This window comes from Kitasatospora sp. NPDC090308, assembly GCF_044769485.1.
GTDB classification, from domain to species: Bacteria; Actinomycetota; Actinomycetes; order Streptomycetales; family Streptomycetaceae; genus Kitasatospora; species Kitasatospora fiedleri.
This window is the reverse complement of record NZ_JBIVXY010000006.1, coordinates 157,927-177,816: the sequence shown is the minus strand read 5'-3', so window position 1 is coordinate 177,816 and position 19,890 is coordinate 157,927. Positions and strand designations below refer to the sequence as shown.

The 19,890-nt window shown below is 73.6% G+C and carries 22 protein-coding genes; 12 read left to right on the top strand and 10 right to left on the bottom strand.

The genetic code is table 11. The annotated features are described in order from the left end of the window. Window positions 1-5: 5 nt before the first annotated feature. The 4 genes from ACIQVD_RS16750 to ACIQVD_RS16735 are packed head-to-tail and all read right to left on the bottom strand — an operon-like array spanning window position 6 to window position 2,635. Window positions 6-617: an ATP/GTP-binding protein gene (locus ACIQVD_RS16750; protein WP_100837322.1), complete on the bottom strand. Its 612-nt coding sequence runs from the start codon at window positions 615-617 to the stop codon at window positions 6-8. Then, window positions 592-972, bottom strand: coding sequence for a DUF742 domain-containing protein (locus ACIQVD_RS16745; protein ID WP_100837323.1), 381 nt, complete (start codon window positions 970-972; stop codon window positions 592-594). Before ACIQVD_RS16745 ends, ACIQVD_RS16750 begins: the two co-directional genes overlap by 26 nt. Next, window positions 969-1,370, bottom strand: coding sequence for a roadblock/LC7 domain-containing protein (locus ACIQVD_RS16740; protein ID WP_033250356.1), 402 nt, complete (start codon window positions 1,368-1,370; stop codon window positions 969-971). The genes ACIQVD_RS16745 and ACIQVD_RS16740 overlap by 4 nt, the downstream gene beginning before the upstream one ends. After that, window positions 1,367-2,635: a sensor histidine kinase gene (locus tag ACIQVD_RS16735; RefSeq protein WP_402289797.1), complete on the bottom strand. Its 1,269-nt coding sequence runs from the start codon at window positions 2,633-2,635 to the stop codon at window positions 1,367-1,369. Before ACIQVD_RS16735 ends, ACIQVD_RS16740 begins: the two co-directional genes overlap by 4 nt. A gap of 492 nt (window positions 2,636-3,127) precedes the next feature. On the opposite strand from ACIQVD_RS16735, the gene ACIQVD_RS16730 reads away from it, so the two are divergent. Beyond that, the gene (locus ACIQVD_RS16730) at window positions 3,128-3,673 is read left to right on the top strand and encodes an RBBP9/YdeN family alpha/beta hydrolase (RefSeq protein WP_400683337.1); all 546 of its coding nucleotides are present in this window, start codon (window positions 3,128-3,130) and stop codon (window positions 3,671-3,673) included. 77 nt (window positions 3,674-3,750) lie between these two features. Here ACIQVD_RS16730 and ACIQVD_RS16725 read toward each other — a convergent pair whose 3' ends face one another. After that, the gene (locus ACIQVD_RS16725) at window positions 3,751-5,268 is read right to left on the bottom strand and encodes an LCP family protein (protein ID WP_402289794.1); all 1,518 of its coding nucleotides are present in this window, start codon (window positions 5,266-5,268) and stop codon (window positions 3,751-3,753) included. 220 nt (window positions 5,269-5,488) lie between these two features. On the opposite strand from ACIQVD_RS16725, the gene ACIQVD_RS16720 reads away from it, so the two are divergent. Genes ACIQVD_RS16720 through ACIQVD_RS16710 form a run of 3 tightly spaced genes read left to right on the top strand, consistent with a single transcriptional unit; the run spans window position 5,489 to window position 8,723 of the window. Then, window positions 5,489-6,592: a sugar ABC transporter substrate-binding protein gene (locus tag ACIQVD_RS16720; RefSeq protein ID WP_400683346.1), complete on the top strand. Its 1,104-nt coding sequence runs from the start codon at window positions 5,489-5,491 to the stop codon at window positions 6,590-6,592. Window positions 6,593-6,624: 32 nt separating this feature from the next. Continuing rightward, window positions 6,625-7,407, top strand: coding sequence for an ATP-binding cassette domain-containing protein (locus tag ACIQVD_RS16715; protein WP_400683349.1), 783 nt, complete (start codon window positions 6,625-6,627; stop codon window positions 7,405-7,407). Window positions 7,408-7,454: 47 nt separating this feature from the next. Beyond that, entirely contained in the window at window positions 7,455-8,723 is a 1,269-nt protein-coding gene (locus tag ACIQVD_RS16710) for a sugar ABC transporter permease (RefSeq protein ID WP_282206548.1), read from the top strand. A gap of 44 nt (window positions 8,724-8,767) precedes the next feature. On the opposite strand, the gene ACIQVD_RS16705 is transcribed toward ACIQVD_RS16710, so the two are convergent. Further along, window positions 8,768-8,995 (bottom strand): hypothetical protein, encoded by a 228-nt coding sequence (locus tag ACIQVD_RS16705; protein WP_282206291.1) that lies wholly within the window; start codon window positions 8,993-8,995, stop codon window positions 8,768-8,770. Between the two features lie 161 nt (window positions 8,996-9,156). Here ACIQVD_RS16705 and ACIQVD_RS16700 point away from each other — a divergent pair, with 161 nt between their 5' ends. Then, window positions 9,157-10,347, top strand: coding sequence for an ROK family transcriptional regulator (locus tag ACIQVD_RS16700; protein ID WP_400683353.1), 1,191 nt, complete (start codon window positions 9,157-9,159; stop codon window positions 10,345-10,347). A gap of 46 nt (window positions 10,348-10,393) precedes the next feature. Here ACIQVD_RS16700 and ACIQVD_RS16695 read toward each other — a convergent pair whose 3' ends face one another. From ACIQVD_RS16695 to ACIQVD_RS16685, 3 genes are all read right to left on the bottom strand, one after another. Then, window positions 10,394-11,635, bottom strand: coding sequence for an RNA polymerase sigma factor (locus tag ACIQVD_RS16695; RefSeq protein WP_402289789.1), 1,242 nt, complete (start codon window positions 11,633-11,635; stop codon window positions 10,394-10,396). Next, entirely contained in the window at window positions 11,632-11,985 is a 354-nt protein-coding gene (locus ACIQVD_RS16690) for a YciI family protein (RefSeq protein WP_100837332.1), read from the bottom strand. The genes ACIQVD_RS16695 and ACIQVD_RS16690 overlap by 4 nt, the downstream gene beginning before the upstream one ends. A gap of 212 nt (window positions 11,986-12,197) precedes the next feature. Beyond that, window positions 12,198-12,998, bottom strand: coding sequence for a GNAT family N-acetyltransferase (locus ACIQVD_RS16685; RefSeq protein WP_400683358.1), 801 nt, complete (start codon window positions 12,996-12,998; stop codon window positions 12,198-12,200). Between the two features lie 84 nt (window positions 12,999-13,082). Between ACIQVD_RS16685 and ACIQVD_RS16680 the strand changes: the two genes are divergently transcribed. The 6 genes from ACIQVD_RS16680 to ACIQVD_RS16655 all read left to right on the top strand — a co-directional run bounded on the left by ACIQVD_RS16680 (window position 13,083) and on the right by ACIQVD_RS16655 (window position 16,922). Further along, the gene (locus ACIQVD_RS16680; protein WP_400683361.1) at window positions 13,083-13,499 is read left to right on the top strand and encodes a MerR family transcriptional regulator; all 417 of its coding nucleotides are present in this window, start codon (window positions 13,083-13,085) and stop codon (window positions 13,497-13,499) included. Between the two features lie 22 nt (window positions 13,500-13,521). Continuing rightward, window positions 13,522-13,845 carry a thioredoxin family protein gene (locus ACIQVD_RS16675; RefSeq protein WP_400683363.1) on the top strand — a complete coding sequence of 108 codons (324 nt, stop codon included), beginning with the start codon at window positions 13,522-13,524 and terminating at the stop codon, window positions 13,843-13,845. A gap of 160 nt (window positions 13,846-14,005) precedes the next feature. Then, entirely contained in the window at window positions 14,006-15,112 is a 1,107-nt protein-coding gene (locus ACIQVD_RS16670) for a hypothetical protein (RefSeq protein ID WP_402289785.1), read from the top strand. Between the two features lie 53 nt (window positions 15,113-15,165). Continuing rightward, window positions 15,166-15,588 (top strand): MarR family winged helix-turn-helix transcriptional regulator, encoded by a 423-nt coding sequence (locus ACIQVD_RS16665; protein ID WP_100837337.1) that lies wholly within the window; start codon window positions 15,166-15,168, stop codon window positions 15,586-15,588. 42 nt (window positions 15,589-15,630) lie between these two features. After that, on the top strand, window positions 15,631-16,047 hold the full coding sequence (locus ACIQVD_RS16660; RefSeq protein ID WP_402290074.1) for a PPOX class F420-dependent oxidoreductase: 417 nt from the start codon (window positions 15,631-15,633) through the stop codon (window positions 16,045-16,047). 101 nt (window positions 16,048-16,148) lie between these two features. Further along, complete coding sequence (locus tag ACIQVD_RS16655) at window positions 16,149-16,922, top strand: MerR family transcriptional regulator (RefSeq protein WP_402289783.1); 774 nt, start codon at window positions 16,149-16,151, stop codon at window positions 16,920-16,922. 82 nt (window positions 16,923-17,004) lie between these two features. Here the strand turns inward: ACIQVD_RS16655 and ACIQVD_RS16650 are convergent, their stop codons facing one another. Beyond that, window positions 17,005-17,976: a helix-turn-helix domain-containing protein gene (locus ACIQVD_RS16650; protein WP_402289781.1), complete on the bottom strand. Its 972-nt coding sequence runs from the start codon at window positions 17,974-17,976 to the stop codon at window positions 17,005-17,007. Between the two features lie 600 nt (window positions 17,977-18,576). Here ACIQVD_RS16650 and ACIQVD_RS16645 point away from each other — a divergent pair. Further along, window positions 18,577-19,836, top strand: a complete 1,260-nt coding sequence (locus tag ACIQVD_RS16645; RefSeq protein ID WP_402289778.1) for a hypothetical protein — start codon at window positions 18,577-18,579, stop codon at window positions 19,834-19,836. Window positions 19,837-19,890 lie beyond the last annotated feature (54 nt).

Below are 19,890 nucleotides of genomic sequence, written 5' to 3'. Positions count from 1 at the left end.
TGCTCCTAGCTGGCGCGGTCCAGCAAATAGCGGACGAGAGTGGTGAGTGCGGCGGCCGACGACTTCTCGTTGCGCGCGTCGCAGGTGACGACCGGGGTTTCGTCGAGCAGGTCGAGGGCCTCCCGCAGCGCCTTCTCGGCGCGCTCCGGGTTGCCGTCGAAGTGGTTGACGGCGATGGCGTAGTCCAGCCCGTACTGCTCGATCAGGTCGATCACGGGGAAGGAGTCGGCGAGCCGTTCGGGGTCGACCAGGATCAGCGCGCCGAGGGCGCCGCGGGCCATGTCCTCCCACATCTGGACGAAGCGGGTCTGCCCGGGGGTGCCGAACAGGTAGAGCACCACGCGTTCGCTGAGGGTGAGGCGGCCGAAGTCCAGGGCGACCGTGGTGGTGGTCTTGCCCTTGACGCCCTTGAGGTCGTCGACGGCCTCGGCGGCCTGGGTCATGGTCTCTTCGGTGGAGAGCGGTTCGATCTCGGAGATCGAGCCGATGAAGGTGGTCTTGCCGACGGCGAAGTGCCCGACGACGAGGATCTTCACGGCGGTCTGGGTGGCACCTCCGGCGACGTAGTCGTCGGTGGTCAGCACGCCCCGGTCATCCGAACTTGCGGTGAAGCCCATTGAGCACCTCCTCCAGAAGGTCCTTGTCGGCGTTCCGGGCCCTCGGGACCGGCGGACGGGTCATCAGGTGGCCGCTCTCGGTGAGCGAGGCCAGGACGATGCGGACCACGCCCAGCGGCAGCCGGGTGTGGCCCGCCACCTCGGCGACCGAGAGGTAGCCGGCCGAGCAGATGTCCAGCAGCCGCTCCTCCTCCGGGGTGAGCCGGTTGGGGCGGCGGCCTTCCTCCGGGGTGGCGGTGACCAGGGTGATCAGGGACAGCTGCTGCTCGTCGGGCAGCTCCCGCCCCTTGGTGATGATGTAGGCGCGGACTAAATCCGCAGGCTCGAACTCGAAGTCCTCGCCGCCGCCCCTCACCTGCGGACCCCGATGTCCTCGCGGGGCGGCGCGGCGAGGAACTTGCCGAGCTGGCCCACGAGTTGCTGCATGCGGAAGGTGATGTCCTGCATGTCGACGTCCGGCAGCGCGGAGACGCCGAGGTAGGCGCCGTCACCGGCGGAGATCAGGAACACCCAGCCGCCGTCGAACTCGACCAGGGTCTGCTGCCAGCGCTGCGTCGGGTTGTCGCAGAAGAAGCCGAGCGAGCGGCTGAGCGACTGGACGCCGCTCATCGCGGCGGCCACCCGGTCGGCGTTGTCCTTGTCGATGTCCCTGGTGCGGGCCATCAGCAGGCCGTCGGCGGAGATCAGGACCGCGTGCAGGGCCCCGGGGATCTCCAGCGCGCTGTCGAGCATCCAAGACAGATCGTCGTTCACGAGAACTCATGCCCTTCACTGCTTGCACCGCGGGTGCTGGTCGTCTGGTTCGCGTCGTCCCGCTGGGTGGCGCGACCGGACCTGGTGCCGCGCTGGAAAGCCCCCAGCATCGCCGCGGTCTGCGCCCCGGAACGGGACGAGGGGGCGGCGGGCGCTGCGGGCGCGCCGTAGGGGGCGGATTCGTTCGTCGGGACGATCGCCATCGGCCGCTTGCGGCGGCGGATCGGCAGGCCGTCCTCGGTGGAGCCGAAGGATTCGGTCGCCGCGGGAGGGACCGCGGCGGGCAGCACGGCCGGCTGCGCTGCCGGTCGCGCCACGGGGACGGGCGCCGGGGCCGGGGCGGGTGCCTGGCTCTGGACGGCCGCCTGGACGACCGGGGCGGGCGGCTGGGCGCGCCGCTCCGGCATGTTGGTGAGCAGCTCGTGCGGCAGCAGCAGCACGGAGCGGACACCGCCGTAGGGGGAGGTGGAGTCCACCGAGACCTCGAAGCCGAAGCGCTCGGAGAGCACGCCGATCACAGCGAGGCCGAACTGCGGCGGGTTGCCGAGTCCGCTGACGCCGGTGACCCGCTCGGTGGTCAGCAGCCGTTCGGCGCGGGCCCGTTCCTCGTCGTTCATGCCGACGCCGGCGTCGTCCACCACGATCACCACGCCCTTGGGCACGGTGCGGATGTTGATCTCGACGACGGTGTCGGGGCTGGAGTACGAGGTCGCGTTGTCGAGCAGCTCGGCCAGCGCCAGGGCGACCGGCTCCACCGCGCGGCTGGAGATGCCGAAGTCCACCTGGGAGAGGATCTCCACCCGGCGGTAGTGGCGGATGCGGCCCTGGGCGGAGCGCACCACGTCGTACACCGAGGCGACGTCGCGGTGGCGGCCGAGCCAGCCGCCGCACAGGACGGCGATGGACTGGGCGCGGCGGCCGAACTGGGAGTTGGTGTGGTCGACCTCCAGCAGGTCCTGCAGCATGACGGACTCGCCGTACTTGTCCTGCAGCCGGGAGAGGATCAACTGCTGCTCCGCCGCGAGGCCCTGGAGCGTCCGCATGGCGGACTTCAATACCGTTTTGGTTGCCTCGTCCGCCTGCTCCTGAGCGGAGGCGACCGACTGCGTATAGTGGTGCTCCAGGTCGGTGTAGTGCTCCCGGAGCCCGTCGATCTCCTGTCGGAGTGCCGCTGCTGCCTTGCGCTGGCGGACCACGATGAGGACCGCGGCGGCCAGGACGAGGAAGAGAACCCAGAGCAACGGGTCCGCTGTGTATTTCGTCATAAGACTCTCTTCAGGCGACTGGCGGCCGACTGCTGAATCCCCGTCATCGCAGGGTGAACCCGCCGCTCCCCCAAGCGGGATGATCGTATCATCGGGCGAACAGGTGAACGGTCGTCCAGCCAGGCGTGAAGACCCGTCTGCTCCGGGGTGGACAAGGGCAGTTGGAACCCCGAGCCAGCACCCTGAACGATCGTCAGTACCCGGTCCGACCGGCCCCCCGCGACCGTTCCACCGCCTCCCACCGGGCCGTTTACCACAGGGTGGGTCTCCGGGGCGGGAGCAACGCGCGAGTTCCCGGGTTTTTCCGACGCCGCGTCAAGAAGCGCTTCATACTGCCCTCCGGTCGGCACCCGCACGAGACCGCCACGCCGCGCAACCTGCCGTTAAGGTGCGGACACACGATCCACTCCTCCTCCCGCGGGGTCAGCGCCGACCCCCGGTCCTTCCCGCGCCGCCGGACCGCCGGTCCGCGGCGCCGAGCACGAGGTCTCCATGGAACCCGTCACCTTTGTGCACCTCGCGGGCATCGGCAACTCCGGCCCCGGGCACTGGCAGCACCACTGGCACGCCGCCGACCGCCGCACCGTCTGGGTCGAGCACGACTCCTGGGACCACCCCGACCGCGACGCCTGGGTCGCCGACCTGGACGCCACCCTGCGCGGCACCCCCGGCCCCAAGCTGATCGTCGCCCACAGCCTCGGCTGCACCACCCTGATCGAATGGGCGGCCGACCACGCCGACCCGGACGTCACCGGCGCGCTGCTGGTCGCCGCCCCCGACCCGCACGGCCCCGCCTTCCCCGCCGAAGCCACCGGCTACCACCACCCGCGCCCGACCCCGCTCCCCTTCCGCACCCTCCTGGTGGCCAGCGGCGACGACCCCTACGCCACCCCCGCCCACGCCCGGGCCACCGCCACCGCCCTCGGCGCCGACCTCGTCGAAGCCGGCGACCTCGGCCACATCAACGCCGCCTCCCACCTCGGCGCCTGGCCCGAAGGCCGCCGCCTGCTCACCCGTCTGCTCCCGCCCACCGCCTGACGCCGCCCACCGCCTGACGCCGGACACCGCCTGACGCCGGACACCGGAACACCGGCGACGACGGTGCGGGCGGCGGTTCAGCCGTAGGTGAGGTCGGCGCACGCGTCCTGGTCGGCGGAGCGGGCCTGGCTGACACTGGTGGGCAGCGGGCCGGCGGGGGCCGGTGGGGCGGTGGTGGGGTCGGCGGTGTCCGCGTAGTCGGCGCCCAGGGTGAGGGTGATCCCGGCGCGGTCGCCGGGCTGGAGGGTGGCGCCGGGGAACAGGGCGGCGACCTTCTCGGCGGCGGCCTTCTCGCCGGACCCGTACTCGACCAGGGTGCCGCGGTGGGTGCGGGAGGCGGCGTCGGCCCGGCCGGTGACGGTGAAGCCGGAGTCCTCCAGGGCCCGGGCGGCCCGGGTGGCCAGCCCGGCGGTGTCGGTGCCGTTGTGGACCGCGACCCGGATGCCGGCGCCGTCGACCGCGGCGGGGCCGGCGGAGGCGGCGGAGACGGGTTCGGCGGAGGCGGGAGCGGAGGCTGAGGCTGAGGCGTCCTGCCCGTCCAGGGTGCGGTCGGAGCGCAGCGCGGCCCACAGCTGGTCGGCGTCGGGGTGCACCAGGGCGACCCGTTCGCCCTGGTAGCGCCAGGGGACGGTGAGGAACTTGACGTCGTGCAGGTCGACGTCCTTGAGCGACATCGCGAAGTCGACCAGCTTGCTCGCGGAGCCGAGTCCCTCGTCCACGGTGAGCGCCTTGGTGGCGGCGTCGGCCAGCGGCAGCAGCGTGGTGGGGTCCATGCCCTGCGCCTTGACCTGCCTGATCAGCGCGGCGAGGAAGGCCTGCTGGCGCTTGGTGCGGCCGATGTCGGAGCCGTCGCCGAGGCCGTGCCGGATCCGGACGTAGTCGAGCGCGGCCTGCCCGGAGACGGACTGGTGGCCCTGCTTGAACAGCTCCTTGCCGCGCTGCCCGAGGTGGGGGTCCAGGTCGCCCTCGTAGACGGCCCGGGGCAGGCAGACGTCGACGCCGCCGACCGCGGTGGTCATGTCGGCGAAGCCTTGGAAGTCGATCACCAGGGTGTGGTCGATCCGCAGGCCGGTGAGCTTCTCGACGGTGTTCTGGGTGCAGGCCGGGTTGCCCTGTTCGGTGTCGCCGACCGAGAAGGCGCTGTTGAACATCGCGCTGGGCCGGTCCGGGGTCCAGGTCTTGTCGGGCAGCAGGCAGGGCGGGATCTCGACCAGCGAGTCGCGCGGGAGGGAGACCCCGACGGCGTGCCGGTGGTCGGCGTAGACGTGCAGCAGGATCGCGGTGTCCGAGCGGGCGCCGCCGTCCTCCCCGCCGCCGAGGTCCTGGTTGCCGCCCGAGCGGGTGTCGGAGCCGATCAGCAGCAGGTTGACGGGGGTGCGGCCCTCGGCGTCGGCGCCGGCGGCGGGCGGCCGGTCCCGGCTGACGCCGTCGCCGCCGAAGGTGCTCAGATTGCCGTTGAGCCGGTAGTACAGCAGCCCGCCGGCCAGGACGGCCAGCGAGACGGTGCCGGCGGTGGCCCACAGGGCGATCCGCCGCCCCCGTCGGCCGAGGCCGCGTGCGCCGTCGTGGCCGGTTCTCTCGTTGCGTACGGACATGACGCCCCCTCACCCGTTGCCGCCGGCCGAACTTCTACAGGGCTGTAGAGGCCGAGCGAAGCATACAAACGCGGACGGGTGCCGTCACACCCCGCCCGCGCACTCCTCCCCGCTTGCCCGCAGCGGGCCGCGCCACCCGCTCGGAGCAACCCCGATCGTGGCGGACGCCAACCGTTCTCACACTCGGTGACGGGGGCGCCATCGACAGGAAGAGGGCATCATGCACACCGGTCTCCGTCGGATCGCCGTCGCGGCCACCGCGGCCACGCTCGCCGTGGGCCTGGCGGCCTGCGGCAGCGCCAAGCAGTCGTCCGGCTCCTCGGGCTCCTCCGGCAGCGCGAACCAGGCGGTGAAGATCGGCCTGCTGCTGCCGGAGTCCAAGACCACCCGGTACGAGCAGTTCGACCGCCCGCTGATCGAGGCGAAGATCAAGTCGCTGGCGCCCGACGCGCAGATCGACTACTACAACGCCAACCAGGACGCGACGCAGCAGCAGACCCAGGTGGACACCGCGCTGACCAAGGGCGACCAGGTGCTGATCCTGGACGCGGTGGACTCCAAGGCGATCCAGTCCTCGGTGCAGAAGGCGCACGACGCGGGCGTCAAGGTGATCGCCTACGACCGGCTCGCCCAGGGCCCGGTCGACGCCTACGTCTCCTTCGACAACCACAAGGTCGGCGAGCTCCAGGGCGAGGCGCTGGTCACGGCGGTCGGCGACAAGGCGGGCAGCGGCCAGATCATCATGATCAACGGTTCGCCGACCGACCCGAACGCCGCCGACTTCAAGGCCGGCGCGCACAGCGCGATCGACGGCAAGCTGAAGATCGGCAAGGAGTACGACACCCCGCAGTGGGACCCGAACACCGCCAACCAGGAGGCCGCCGCCGCGATCACCGCGATCGGCGCCCCGAACGTGGTGGGCGTCTACTCCGCCAACGACGGCATGGCGGCCGGCATCGCCACCGCCCTCAAGGCCGCCAACCTGAACGTCCCGCTGACCGGCCAGGACGCCCAACTCGACGCCGTGCAGCGGATCCTGGCGGGAACCCAGACGATGTCGATCTACAAGCCGTACAAGCCGGAGGCGGACGCGGCCGGCGAGATGGCGGTGCAGTTCGCCCAGGGCCAGAGCCTGGGGTCCTCGCTCAAGCCGACCACCTCGACCAACGGCAGCGGCACCAAGGTCGACTCGCTGCTGATCGCCCCGGTCGTGCTCACCAAGGACAACATCAAGTCCACCGTGATCGCCGACGGCCTGTACACCGCGCAGCAGATCTGCACCCCGGACTACGCCTCGGCCTGCCAGGCCGCCGGAATCCAGTAAGCCGCCCCCGACCGGAAGAGGAGGTGGTCGCGGTGGCGGGTGAGACCGTACTGGCACTGCGGGGGATCTCGAAGCGGTTCGGCGCCGTCCAGGCGCTCACCGGCATCGAACTGGAGGTCCGGGCCGGCGAGGTGCTCGCGCTGGTCGGCGACAACGGCGCCGGCAAGTCGACGCTGGTGAAGACCATCGCCGGGGTCAACCAGCCGGACGAGGGCGTGATCGAGTGGGAGGGGCGGCCGGTGGCCATCCACCGGCCGCAGGAAGCCCAGCAGTTGGGCATCGCCACCGTCTACCAGGACCTCGCGCTCTGCGACAACCTGGACGTGGTCGGCAACCTGTTCCTCGGCCGGGAGATCAAGCACTTCGGGCTGGTCCTGGACGAGGTCGCGATGGAGCAGCGCTCCCGGAAGCTGCTGGACTCGCTCTCGATCCGCATCCCCAGCGTGCGCATCCCGATCGCCTCGCTCTCCGGCGGCCAGCGCCAGGTGGTGGCGATCGCCCGGGCGCTGATCGGCTCGCCCAAGGTGGTGATCCTGGACGAACCGACCGCCGCGCTCGGCGTCGAGCAGACCGCGCAGGTCCTGGACCTGGTCGAGCGGCTGCGCGACCAGCGCCTCGGGGTGATCCTGATCAGCCACAACATGGCCGACGTGATGGCGGTCGCGGACACCGTCGCGGTGCTGCGGCTGGGCCGCAACAACGGGGTCTTCGACAAGCACTCCACCAACCAGGAGCAGATCATCTCGGCCATCACCGGTGCCACGGACAACGCCGTGACCCGCCGGCAGGCCCGCGGTGAGGGAGGCGAGCGATGAGCGGGGACACCCCGGAGCCCGAACACCACCGGCTGCCCGAGGACGCCATGCCGACCGGCGGCGTCAACGCGCCCGTCCCGGTGGCCGCGGAGGCCACCCCGGCCGTCGACCCGCGGCTGATCGTCCGGCAGGAGGGCCTCAAGGGCTACCTGATCGAGTTCAGGCGGCGGCTGACCAGCGGCGAGCTGGGCTCGGCCCCGGTGGTGGTCGCGCTGATCGTCATCTGGGCCGTGTTCGGCTCGCTGAACAGCAGTTTCCTGTCGGCGCAGAACCTGTCCAACCTCTCCCAGCAGATCGTCGGCACCGGCATGATCGCGCTGGGCGTGGTGTTCGTGCTGCTGCTCGGCGAGATCGACCTGTCGGTCGGCTCGGTCAGCGGCCTGTGCGCGGCGATCTTCGCGGTCATGAACGTCACGCACGGCGTCAACCAGTGGCTGGCGCTGCTGTCCGCGATCGTCGGCGGCGCGGTGGTCGGCCTGGTGCAGGGCCTGTTCTTCGCCAAGGTCGGCGTCCCGGCGTTCGTCGTGACGCTGGCCGGCAACCTCGGCTGGAACGGCCTGATGCTCCAGGTCCTGGGCGCCAGCGGCACCGTCAACCTGTCCGGCAAGGACATCGTCTCGCGGCTGTACTCCACCATCTACGGGCAGCAGATCGCCGCCTACGGACTGGCGGCGGCCGGCGTGGTGCTGTTCCTCGGCTCTTCGCTGCTGGACGCCCGGCGGCGGCGGGCGGCCGGCGTCCCCTACCGGGCGCTCACCGACATCCTGGTGCGCAGCGCGGCGCTGGCCGTGGTCGGGTTCCTGGTGGCCTGGACGCTCAACCGGTACAAGGGGCTGCCGCTGGCGCTGCTGGTCTTCGTGGTCTTCGTGGTGGTGCTGGAGTTCGTGCTGCGCCGCACCCCGTACGGGCGGAAGGTGTTCGCGCTGGGCGGGAACATCGAGGGCGCCCGGCGGGCCGGCATCAACGTGTCCCTGGTGCGGATCACCGTCTTCATGATCTGTTCCACCATGGCGGCGATCGGCGGCCTGTTCCTGGCCGCGCAGATCCAGTCGGCCTCGCAGACCTCCGGCGGCGGCAACCTGCTGATGAACGCCATCGCGGCGGCCGTGATCGGCGGCACCAGCCTGTTCGGCGGGCGCGGGTCGACCTGGTCGGCGCTGCTCGGTGCGCTGGTGATCGGCTCGATCCAGTCCGGGATGAACATCCAGGGGCTGAGCAACGCGATCCAGTTCATGATCACCGGTGCGGTGCTGCTGGCCGCGGTGGTGATCGACTCGCTGGCGCGGCGGACCCAGAAGTCGGCCGGGCGGGCCTGAGGCGCGACGGCGGATCCCCCGGCGGCCGGCGGGCCGTCGGGGGATCAGTGCGTGCGGAGCAGTCCCAGGTGGACCACGGTGACCTGGGCCAGGTCCAGGTCGGCGTCGCGCCGGTGTCTGCGGGCCTCGGCCGATTCGGCGCGTTCGATCGCCTCCTGGCGGGCGTCCTCCTCGGCGGCGGCGTCCACGATGAACAGGTGGCGGCCGGAGCGGATCTCGTTGGCGTGCGGTATCTCGACGCACCAGCGATGACGGCTCTGGATGGCGTTCATCGGCCTTCCTCTCCCGGCGCGTCCCACGTACCGGCACATGAGGTGTTGCTACTGCCCTAGACCATAGGTATAGGCCAATTCGTCCGTCAAGAGGACGAGCAGACTGTCAAATAATCCGTTCAGCGGTGAAATTGAGGGGGGAGTCCGCTACCGTTCCGTGCATGACAGCCCCCGCCGCCCCGGCCCCCTCGGCCCGCCGCCTGCGCACCCGGGCCACCCTGCTCGCCGTCCTCGGCGAGCACGGCACGCTCAGCCGCGCCGAGATCAGCCGGCTCACCGGGCTCTCCCGCTCCGCCGTCAGCAGCGCCGTCACCGACCTGCTCGACGAGGGGCTCGTCAGCGAGGACGCCACCACCGCCGGCCCGCCCGCCGCCGGACGCGGACGCCGTGCCGCCGCCGTCAGCCTGCGCCGCGCGCACGCCCTGGTGCTCGCCTTCGACTTCGGCCACACCCACCTCACCGCCGCCGTCGCCGACACCTCCGGCACCGTCCTCGGCGAGGCCACCGCCCACCTCGACGTCGACAACCACCCGCGCGAAGTCCTCCAGGCCGCCGAGACGCTCGCCGGACAGGCCCTCGACGCCGCCGGACACCGCCTCGACGGGATCACCGCGATCGCCGCCGGCATCCCCGGCGCCCTCGACACCCGCACCAACGTGGTCCGCGCCCCCTCCACCCTCTCCCAGTGGATCGGCATGGACCCCGCCGCCGAACTCGGCCGGGTCTTCGGCCGCCCCGTCACCGTCGGCAACGACGCCGAGATGGGCGCCCGCGGCGAACGCGCCCACGGCGCCGGCGGCACCGTCAACGACCTGATCTACGTCAAGGCGTCCACCGGCATCGGCGCCGGACTCCTGCTCGACGGGCGCCTCTACCGCGGCGCCAGCGGCATCTCCGGCGAGATCGGCCACATCCAGCTCCCCGACACCGGCACCTGGTGCCGCTGCGGCAACCGCGGCTGCCTGGAGTCCGTCGTCTCCATCACCGAGGTCCGCCGCCGGCTGGCCCACGTCCTCGCCCCCGGCGCCCGCCCCGGCGAACACGTCGACCTCCCGCCGCTCGACCGGCTCGCCGACATCCCCGCCGCCGCCCGCGTGATCGGCGAAGCCGGCCGCACCATCGGCCGCGTCCTCGCGGACCTGGTCAACTGCCTCAACCCCGCCGCCATCGTCATCGGCGGCGAACTCGGCCAGGCCGGCGCCCCCCTCGTCCACGGCATCCGCGAATCCGTCGACCGCTACGCCCAGCCCGCCGTGGCCGAGGCCGTCGACATCCGGACCAGCCGACTCGGCCTGCGTTCCGAGCTCTACGGCGCGATCGACGCGGCGGTCGCCGTCGCGGTCGGCGGCTGAGCGGCCCGGCCGAGCGGCAGGCCGCGGGGACGCCCCGGCGGGGCGCTCAGGAGAGGGCGCCGGCGCGTTCGCTGAGGTGGCGGCGTTCCGGGAGGGTGGGCGCCAGGGCGGCGGCGCGGCGGAAGGCGGTGGCGGCTGCGGCGGGGTCGCCGGTGCGGGCGAGGAGTTCGGCGCGGACCGCGTGGTAGCGGTGGTGGCGGTCCAACTCGCTTGCCAGGGAGTCGAGTTCCTTGAGCGCGAGATCCGGGCCGTGCACCTCGGCCAGGGCCACGGCCCGGTTCAGTGCGGGCACCGGGCCGGGGGCGACCCGGAGCAGCAGGTCGTACAGGGCCAGGATCTGCGGCCAGTCGGTGGCCGCCACGTCCGGCGCCTCGTCGTGCAGGGCCGCGATCGCCGCCTGCAACTGGTACGGGCCCACCCGGCCGGCCGGGAGGGCCCGTTCGACCAGGGCGGTGCCCTCCGCGATCGCCGCCGCGTCCCACCGGCCGCGGTCCTGCTCGGCCAGCGGCACCAGCTCGCCGCCCGGGCCGGTCCGGGCCGGGCGGCGGGCGTCGGTCAGCAGCATCAGCGCCAGCAGGCCCATCACCTCCGCGTCCTGCGGCAGCAGCCGGTGCAGCAGCCGGGTCAGCCGGATCGCCTCCTCGGACAGCCGGGGGGAGGTCAGGTCGCGGCCCGCGGTGGCGGTGTAGCCCTCGTTGAAGACCAGGTAGAGCACCTGGAGCACCTCGCGCAGCCGCCCGTCCGCCTCGGCCGGGGCCGGGAGCGCGAACGGCAGCCCGGAGGCGCGGATGGTCTGCTTGGCGCGGCTGATCCGCTGGGCCATCGTCGCCTCCGGCACCAGGAACGCCGCCGCGATCTGCGCGGTGCTCAGGCCGCCGACCGCGCGCAGCGTCAGCGCGATCCGGCTCGGCGCGGTCAGCGCGGGGTGGCAGCACAGGAACAGCAGGGCCAGCGAGTCGTCCCGGTCGGCGTCGGGGTCGGCGTCCGCCGGGCGGCCCAGCAGCTCGGACTGCGGGGTCGCCAGGAACAGCCGCTCCTCCCGCTCCCGGCGGGCCCGGTCGGCCCGGACCAGGTCCACCAGCCGGCGCGCGGCCACCGTCACCAGCCAGCCGCGCGGGTTGGCCGGGCGGCCCTCCCGCGGCCACTGCTCGGCCGCCGCGAGCAGCGCCTCCTGCACCGCGTCCTCGCAGGCGTCGAAGGCGCCGGCGTGGCGGTGCAGCAGCGCCGCCAGGACCTGCGGCGCGAGCGCGCGCAGCAGGTCCTGGTCGGCCGGAGCGGTCGGACTCACTTGGCCTCGTGCAGGATCGGCCACAGCTCCACCGGCTCCCGGTCGGCCCACGGCATGTCGGCGGCGATCTCCAGCGCCCGCTCGTCGCTGTCGACGTCGAGCAGGTAGAAGCTCGCCATGTACTCCTTGGTCTCCAGGTAGGGACCGTCGCTGACCACCGGCAGCCCGTCCTTCCGCCCCACCATCCGGCAGGTCGCGGCGTCGTTCAGCCCGTACGCGCCGATCAGCTCGCCGCTCTCCTGGTAGCGCTTGTTGAACGCGTCCTGCTGGGCGATCGCCTCGGTCCAGCCCTCGGCCGGCAGCGAGTCCCACTTCTCCTGGTTTCCGTACGTCATCAGCAGGTACTTCACGGGGACCACTTCCTCGGTTCGTTCGTGCGGTGTCGTGCTTGCGTCCAGTGGTCGGAGCGGGGAGCGGGTTCTCTACATGCTGCCGGAACTTCTCCGCGGAAATCTTCCCGGACCGGTCACCGGGCCGCCGGGCCGCCGCGCGCGGTGCCCCCGCTGCCGCGCGCCGGGTGGGTGGGTGACGGGTGGGCGGGTGGCGGGGTCAGGCGGCAGGGTCAGGCGGCGGGCGGGGTCCAGACGTACGGGGTGGTGGTCGTGACGGGGTGCATGCCCAGGCGGCGCAGGATGGGCGTGCTGTCGGGGGAGGCGTCCACCTGGAGGTAGCGGATGCCGTGGTCGAGGGCCCAGCGGGCGCGGTGGGCGACCAGGGAGCGGTAGATGCCGCGGCCGCGCCAGGCGGCCAGGGTGGAGCCGCCCCACAGGCCGCCGAACCCGGTGCCGGGGGTGCGGGTGAGCCAGGCGGCCGAGACCAGCTCGGGGCGGGGCGCGTCGGTCTCGGCGACCAGCACGAGGAAGCCCTCGGCGTCGCCCGCGCGGGCGGTGAGGTCGTCGGCCAGCCAGGACCAGTCCTCGCCCCAGACCTCGCTCTCCATCGCGGCGATCCGCCGCATGTCCGCGGCGGCGGTGACCGGGCGCAGGGTGACGCCCTCGGGCGCGGGGGTGGGGGTGGCGAGTTCGGCGGCGAGGCCGATCAGGACGGTCTCCGGTTCCTCGGCGACGAATCCGGCGGCGGCCAGCCGGTCCGGGAGGTCGGCGGGGAGGTCGTGGCCGCGGGTCTTCCACTCGACCGCCTCGCCGCGGGCGGCGAAGAACTCGCGCTGGCGGGCGATGAGTCGGTCGAGTTCGCCGCCGCGCAGGCCGAGGTCGGGACGGGGCGAGGTGACGAAGCCGCGGAAGCCGCCGTACTTGCGCAGCAGCGGGCCGTCGCTCTCGTGGGTCTCGCCCTCGGCGCGGGCGCCGAGGCCGCGCATGTGCTCGTCGTAGGCCGCGAGCAGGGCCGTGGTCGGTTCGGTCACCGGGCGAGCGTAACGATCACCGCGGGGCGGCCGACAGGGGAAGGGGCTGGCGTTGACGCCGGGGTGAAGGTCTAGCGTCGTGGCATGCGGATCGGCGAGCTGGCACGGCGGGCGGGGACCACCACCCGGGCGCTGCGTTACTACGAGTCGCGGGGGCTGCTGCCCGCGCGGCGCGGCGGGAACGGGTACCGGGCGTACGACGAGGAGGATCTGCGGCTGCTGCGGCAGATCCGGGTGCTCCAGGACTTCGGGTTCGAGCTGGAGGAGACCCGGCCGTTCGTGGAGTGCCTGCGGGCGGGTCATCCGGCGGGTGACTCGTGCCCGGCCTCGCTGGAGGTGTACCGGGCGAAGCTGGCCGAACTGGACGCCGTGGTGGCCCGGTTGAGCGAGGTCCGGGAGGTGCTGGCGGGGCAGCTGGCGCAGGCCGAGGCGGCCCGCGACGCGCTGGCCGGGCAGGCCGACGGGCAGCCGCGCTGCGAGCTGGTCCGCACCGAGGAGTGACGACGACGGACAGGAGGACGCGATGGGTGGCGTGCGCAGTGTGACGGACCGGGACTTCGCCGAGCGGGTGCTGGCGGCCCGGGGGCCGGTGCTGGTGGAGTTCACCGCCGAGTGGTGCCCGCCGTGCCGGCAGCTGGCGCCGGTGCTGGCGGAGCTGGCGGTGGAACAGGAGGGCCGGCTGGCGGTGGTGGCGCTGGACGTGGACGCGAACCCGGAGACCCGGAACGCGTACGGGGTGCTGTCGATGCCGACGCTGATGGTGTTCCGGGACGGCGAGCCGGTGCGGTCGCTGGTGGGGGCGCGGGCGAAGAGCCGGCTGCTGCGGGAGCTCGACGACCTGCTGTGAGGCTCGACGACCGGCCGTGAGGCCCCGCGCCGGGGGGTGAGGAGGGCTCCGCGCCGGGGGTGAGGTGGGGCACAGGGCGGGGCGGGGAATGGATGCCAAGCACGCGTGCGTTGTAAAGTGCAACCAAATACTAGTTGTACTTGCCAACCATGGAGCTGTGATGTCCTCGCTGTCAGCGGTGCCCCGCCCCGCCCTGCGGCACGTCCTCACCCACCTGGTCACACCGCTGCTGATGTGCCTGGGCATGGGGATCGCGTACCTCTCCGCCTTCCACGCCCCCGCCCCGCACCAGCTGCCGGTCGCGGTGGTCGGGCAGGGCCCACAGGCCCAGGTGCTGGCGCAGACCCTGAAGGACGCGGCCGGCGACGGACTGGACGTCACCACCGTGGCCGACACCGACGCCGCCCGGCACCGGCTGCTCGACCGCGACCTGGCCGCCGCGTACGTGCCGGACGCCGACGCGCCCACCCTGCTGGTGGCCACCGCCGGCTCGGAGACCTCGGCGACCGCCGCCGAGAAGGTGTTCACCCAGGTCGCCGCCCACCAGGGCAGGCCGCTGACCGTCCGGGAACTGACCCCGCTGCCGGCCGGCGACCCGACCGGGCAGGGCCTGTTCTTCCTGCTGGTGGCGCTCAGCATCGGCTCCTACGGCTCGGTCGCGGTGCTCGGCGCGGCCGGCGCGGTGCTGGCGATGCGGCTGCGGGCGCTGCTCGGCCTCGGCGTGGCGCTGGTGGTCAGCCTGCTCGGCACGGCGCTGGCCGGGCCGGTCTTCCACCTGGTGGACCACGGGCTGCTCGGCGTCTGGGCGATGAGCTGGCTGTACTCGGCGGGCATCGTCGCGATCAGCACCGCCCTGCACACCTTCCTCGGCCGGTGGACCACGCTGACCATGATGGCGCTGTTCGTGATGCTCAACTTCACCAGCTCCGGCGGCATCTTCCAGCCCGAGCTGCAGAACGGCTTCTACGGCGCCCTGCACTCCTTCTGGAACGGCGCGGGCTTCCTGGAGGGCGTCCGCGACCACGTCTACTTCGGCGGCCGGGCCGGGCTCGGCGGCCACGTCGCCACCCTGTTCGCCTGGCTCGCGGCCGGCGCGGCGCTGCTCGTCCTGGCCGCCCGCACCGAGCGCCGGCGGGACCTGGCACCCGTGCGGCCGGCCGGGCGGCAGCCTGCTGCGGAGCCCACAGCGAAGTCCGCTGACGAGTCCGCCGAGGAGTCCGCCGAGGACCCGGCCGAGGAGGAGATGGAGGAGGCGGTCGGCGTCTGAGCACGGCTGCCCCTACCGTGGTCGGCAACACCGCACGACGAAGGAGCCACGCCATGCCCGACCGCGACGCCGCGCTGGAGACCATCCAGCGCGAGCTCACCGCGTTCGCCCGCCGGGCCCGCCACAAGGCAGCCCAGCTGCACCCCGAGCTCTCGCTGGTCACCTACAGCATGCTCGACCTGGTCAAGGAGCGGGGCTCCTGCCGGGCCGCCGACCTGGCGTCGCACTTCATGCTCGACAAGTCCACCGTCAGCCGCCAGGTCGGCGCGCTGGAGCGGCTCGGGCTGCTGGGCCGCCAGGCCGACCCGGACGACCAGCGCGGCCAGCTGCTGCACCTGACGGCGGCCGGCGAACAGCTGCTGGCGGAGGCGTACGAGCAGCGGCGGCGGGCCTTCACCGAGCGCTTCACCTCCTGGGGCGACGAGGACCTGGACCGGTTCGCCGCCTACCTGGTCCGCTACGGCGAGTCCGAGTAGGCGGCCCCGGGGGGAGTTGCGAGGATGGCGGACATGCCCACCATGACCGAGCCCGAGTGGCGCGCCTTCCTCGCCCACGGCACCCGCACCGGCAAACTCGCCACCACCCGGGCCGACGGCCGCCCGCACCTCGCCCCGATCTGGTTCCTGCTCGACGGGGACGACCTGGTCTTCAACACCGGCCGGGACACCGTCAAGGGCCGCACCCTGCTCCGCGACGGCCGGGCCGCGCTGTGCGTGGACGACGACCGCCCGCCGTTCGCGTTCGTCCTGGTCGAGGGCGTGGCGACGGTCAGCGAGGAACTGGACCAGGTCCGGCACTGGGCGGGCCGGATCGCCGCCCGCTACATGGGCGAGCAGTGCGCCGAGGAGTACGCCGCCCGCAACGGCGTCCCGGGCGAACTGCTGGTCCGGCTGCGGATCGGCAAGGTCGTCGCGCAGAGCGGCATCGCCGACTGAACCGGCCGTCCGGCCGCCCGGTGGCGCGCCGCCCGCGCTTGACCCTCACGTCGCGTCAGGCCGCAGGCTGGTCGCACGAGCGGCGGGAAGGAGGGAACGCGATGGACGAGGGCTACTCGGTCGGCCGGCTGGCGGCGGTCGCCAAGGTCACGGTGCGCACCCTGCACCACTACGACCGGATCGGCCTGCTGGTGCCCGGCGGCCGCACCCCGGCCGGCTACCGGTGCTACGGCGAGGCCGAGCTGGACCGGCTGCAGCAGATCCTGTTCTACCGCGAACTCGGCTTCCCGCTGGAGGAGATCGCGGCGATCCTGGACGACCGGACGGTCGGCCCGAGCGAGCACCTGCGCCGGCAGCGCGAGCTGATCGGCGACCGGATCCGCAAGCTGGAGGAACTCGCCGCGGCGGTCGAACGAGCGATGGAGGCGAGGACCTTGGGGATCCAGTTGACCCCGGAGGAGAAGTTCGAGGTGTTCGGCGCGGACTACCAGGAGGACTGGGAGGACGAGGCCGAGCGGCGCTGGGGCGCCACCGACGCCTGGAAGCAGTCCCAGCGGCGCACCGCCCGCTACACCAAGGCGGACTGGGAGCGGATCAAGGCCGAGGCCGACGGCGTCAACGACGCCCTGGTGGCGGCGTTCACCGCCGGCGCGGCCCCGGACGGCGAGCAGGCGACCGCCGTCGCCGAGCAGCACCGGCGGCACATCGGCCGGCACTTCTACGACTGCGGCCCGCAGACGCACCGCTGCCTCGGCGACATGTACCTCGCCGACCCGCGGTTCACCGAGACGTACGAGAGGCTCGCCCCGGGCCTCGCCCGGTGGCTGCGGGACGCGATCCACGCCAACGCGGACCGGCTGGAGCGGGAGGGCTGAGCCGGACCGGGAGGACAAGGGCCGGGAGGGCCGGGCCGGAAGAGCCGGAAGAGCCGGAAGAGCCGGAAGGGCTGACGCGGCGTCAGGCGGCCCGGCCGAAGGTGCGCCGGTAGGCGGTCGGCGAGGTGCGCATGGTGCGGCCGAAGTGGTGGCGGAAGGTCGCCGCCGACTCGAAGCCCACCGCCGCGGCGATCTCCTCCACGCTGCCCTCCGGCGACTCCAGCAGCGGCAGGCTGGCCGCGATCCGCTGGATCGCCACCCACCGCATCGGGCTGACCCCGTTGCGGGCGGTGAAGTGCCGCAGGTACGAGCGGTCGGACATGCCGGCCGCCCGGGCCAGCAGCGGCACGGTCAGCGGCCGGGCGAGGTGGTCCAGCGCCCAGCGCATCGAGCGGGCCACCCCGTCCTCCGGCTCGTCCACCGGCCGCACCGCCGCCTCGATGAACTGCGCCTGCCCGCCGTCCCGGTGCGGCGGGACGACGAAGCGGCGGGCGACGGCGTTGGCGACCTTCGCGCCGTGGTCCCGGCGCACCAGGTGCAGGCACAGGTCGATGCCCGCGGCGCTGCCCGCGCTGGTCAGCACCCGGCCGTTGTCGACGTACAGCACGTCCGGGTCGACCCGGACGGCCGGGTAGCGGCGGCGCAGTTCCGGCGCGTACCGCCAGTGGGTGGTGGCGGGCAGGCCGTCCAGCAGCCCGGCGGCGGCCAGCGCGAAGGCGCCGGAGCAGATCGAGACCACCCGGGCGCCGCGGGCGTGCGCGGTGCGCAGCGCGGCGACCACGGCGGGCGGGACGTCGCCGAGCGGATCGGGCACCCCGACCACCACGACGGTGTCGGCGGCGGCGAGTTCCTCCAGCCCGTGCCGGGGCGTCAGCGAGAACCCGCCGACCGCCTCCAGCGGGTGGCCCGGCCGCTCGGCGCACACCCGCACGTCGTACCAGGGGGCGGCCAGCAGCCCGGCCAGCTCGGGCCGGGCCAGGGCGAACACCTCGACCACCACGCCGAGTTCGAACGGGGCCATGCCCGCGAAGGCGTACACCGCGACGGTGTGCACCGGCGCCGGGCGCCTTCCGATCGTGATTGGTACGGGCTCGGCCATCTGGTGCTCCCGGGGCGGCCGTCGGCGGACTCGCGCCGAGTGTAGCCGTCCGCCCGGCCGGGGCGCCGGGAGCGGCGGCGGGGTGGGCGGGTGCGCACGGACGGTGACGGAGGCCGATCGGACGGGGGCGGGCGGCGGCGGAAAACCTTTGGAATCGGGAGACAACCTCCCGGGAGGATGAGGAGTCATCACATCGGGGCCCGGTGCGGCCGTTCCCCGTCCTCTTCCACCACCACGTCCGGAGAGCGTCAGATGTCCATGTCCTCCTTCGCCCGTTATGAGAAGAAACTCCTGATCCGCGCCGCCCGCTCCGGCTGGGGCCGGCGCCACTGAGCACGACGGAGCCCCCGCCGGACGGACCGGCCGGGGGCTTCGCCGTGGACGCGCCGCGGGCGGTGCGGTCGTCCCGGCGGCGGTGAAAAAACTTCGCGTCCGTCCGCAACCTCCCGCCCGGATGGGCGTCCATCAGGGTGAGGGGTGAGGAGGGCGCGCTCGGGGGAGAGGCGCCTCCCGTCCCGGCTCACCGTCACCGTCACCGCCCCGGGGGGAACCGCGATGAACACGTCCACCGACATCCGTTTTGCGAAGAATGCCCGGCTGCACTCCGGCTGGGGCCGCAAGCACCGCCGGTGGACCGCCGTCCCGCTCACCCTGCTGACCGCCGCCGGACTGACCGCCTGCGGCCCCGCCCGGCACGACGGCGCCGCGCCCGCCGCGGCCCGCGCCGCCGCCTCCGCCCCGGCCGCGGGCACCGCGCCCGACACCGCGCCGGTCCCGGCCGCCACCGCCACCCCCACCGCCCCGGCCGCCACCGACGCGACGGAACCGGCGACCCTGGCGGACCCGGCGGACCCGGAGTCGGACCCGGGGACGGACGGCGACTCCGCGTGGGCCGACGGCACCGGCATCCTGGCCGCGGCGGAGAAGAAGGGCGACGGGAAGCTGACGATCTCCTTCGACGGCCTCGCGGGCCACCGCGTCCAGGCCGGCGGCGAGGCGCTCACCTTCACCGTCACCTGGCGCAACGGCACCGACCGCAGCTACCAGGACCTCCAGCCGGTGGTCGCCACCCGGTTCTACCCGGGCGCCCGGTGCGCCGTCATCGCCCCGACGGCCGAGGGCACCCTGCAGCGCCAGGACCCGTCCGGCTGGACCGACCTGCCGCTCTCCCAGGGCACCGGCACCGACTACGCCACCACCGGCAAGGACGCCCGGTTCACCCTGGACCCCGGCGCCAGCCGCACCCTCACCTACCGGATGCGGCTGGACGCGGGCGACGGTCCCGGCACCCTGCCGGTCGAGGCCGACGCCGTCCACGGCGACACCGCCCTGGTCGCCCGGGCCCTGCAGGACGTCGAGGTCACCGACCCGCGCCGCCCCGCCGCCGCCTTCGACACCGCCCCCGCCGACCTGCCCGCGCCCGCCCCCGGCCAGTTCCACGTCACCGTCAAGCTCACCGGCTCCGCCCTCCCGGCCGCCCGGGCCCTCGCCGGGCTGGCCCTGTTCAACGCCGCCGGGGACGGCCCGCAACCGTCCGCCGCCGACCTGAAGGTCGAGTGGCTGCACGGCGGCGCGTGGGCACCGGTCGAACTGGTCGACGCGTGCATCGGCGAGCGGCTCGGCGTCGGCCTCGCCCCCGACTACTTCCCGGCCGCACTGGGCGCCGGCGAGAGCCGCTCGACGACCTTCCGGGTCACCGTCGCCCCGGGCGCCGACCCGCGGCTCACCCGCCTGCTGGTGGTCGCCGACGGCACCGCCGACGGCCACTACGCCACCACCGAGCAGCACGAGACCGAGCTCCGTCGGCGGGGCTGAACCGAACCCGCCGCCGCAGCGTCACCAGGACCGAACCGGCGGCGGGGCACCCCG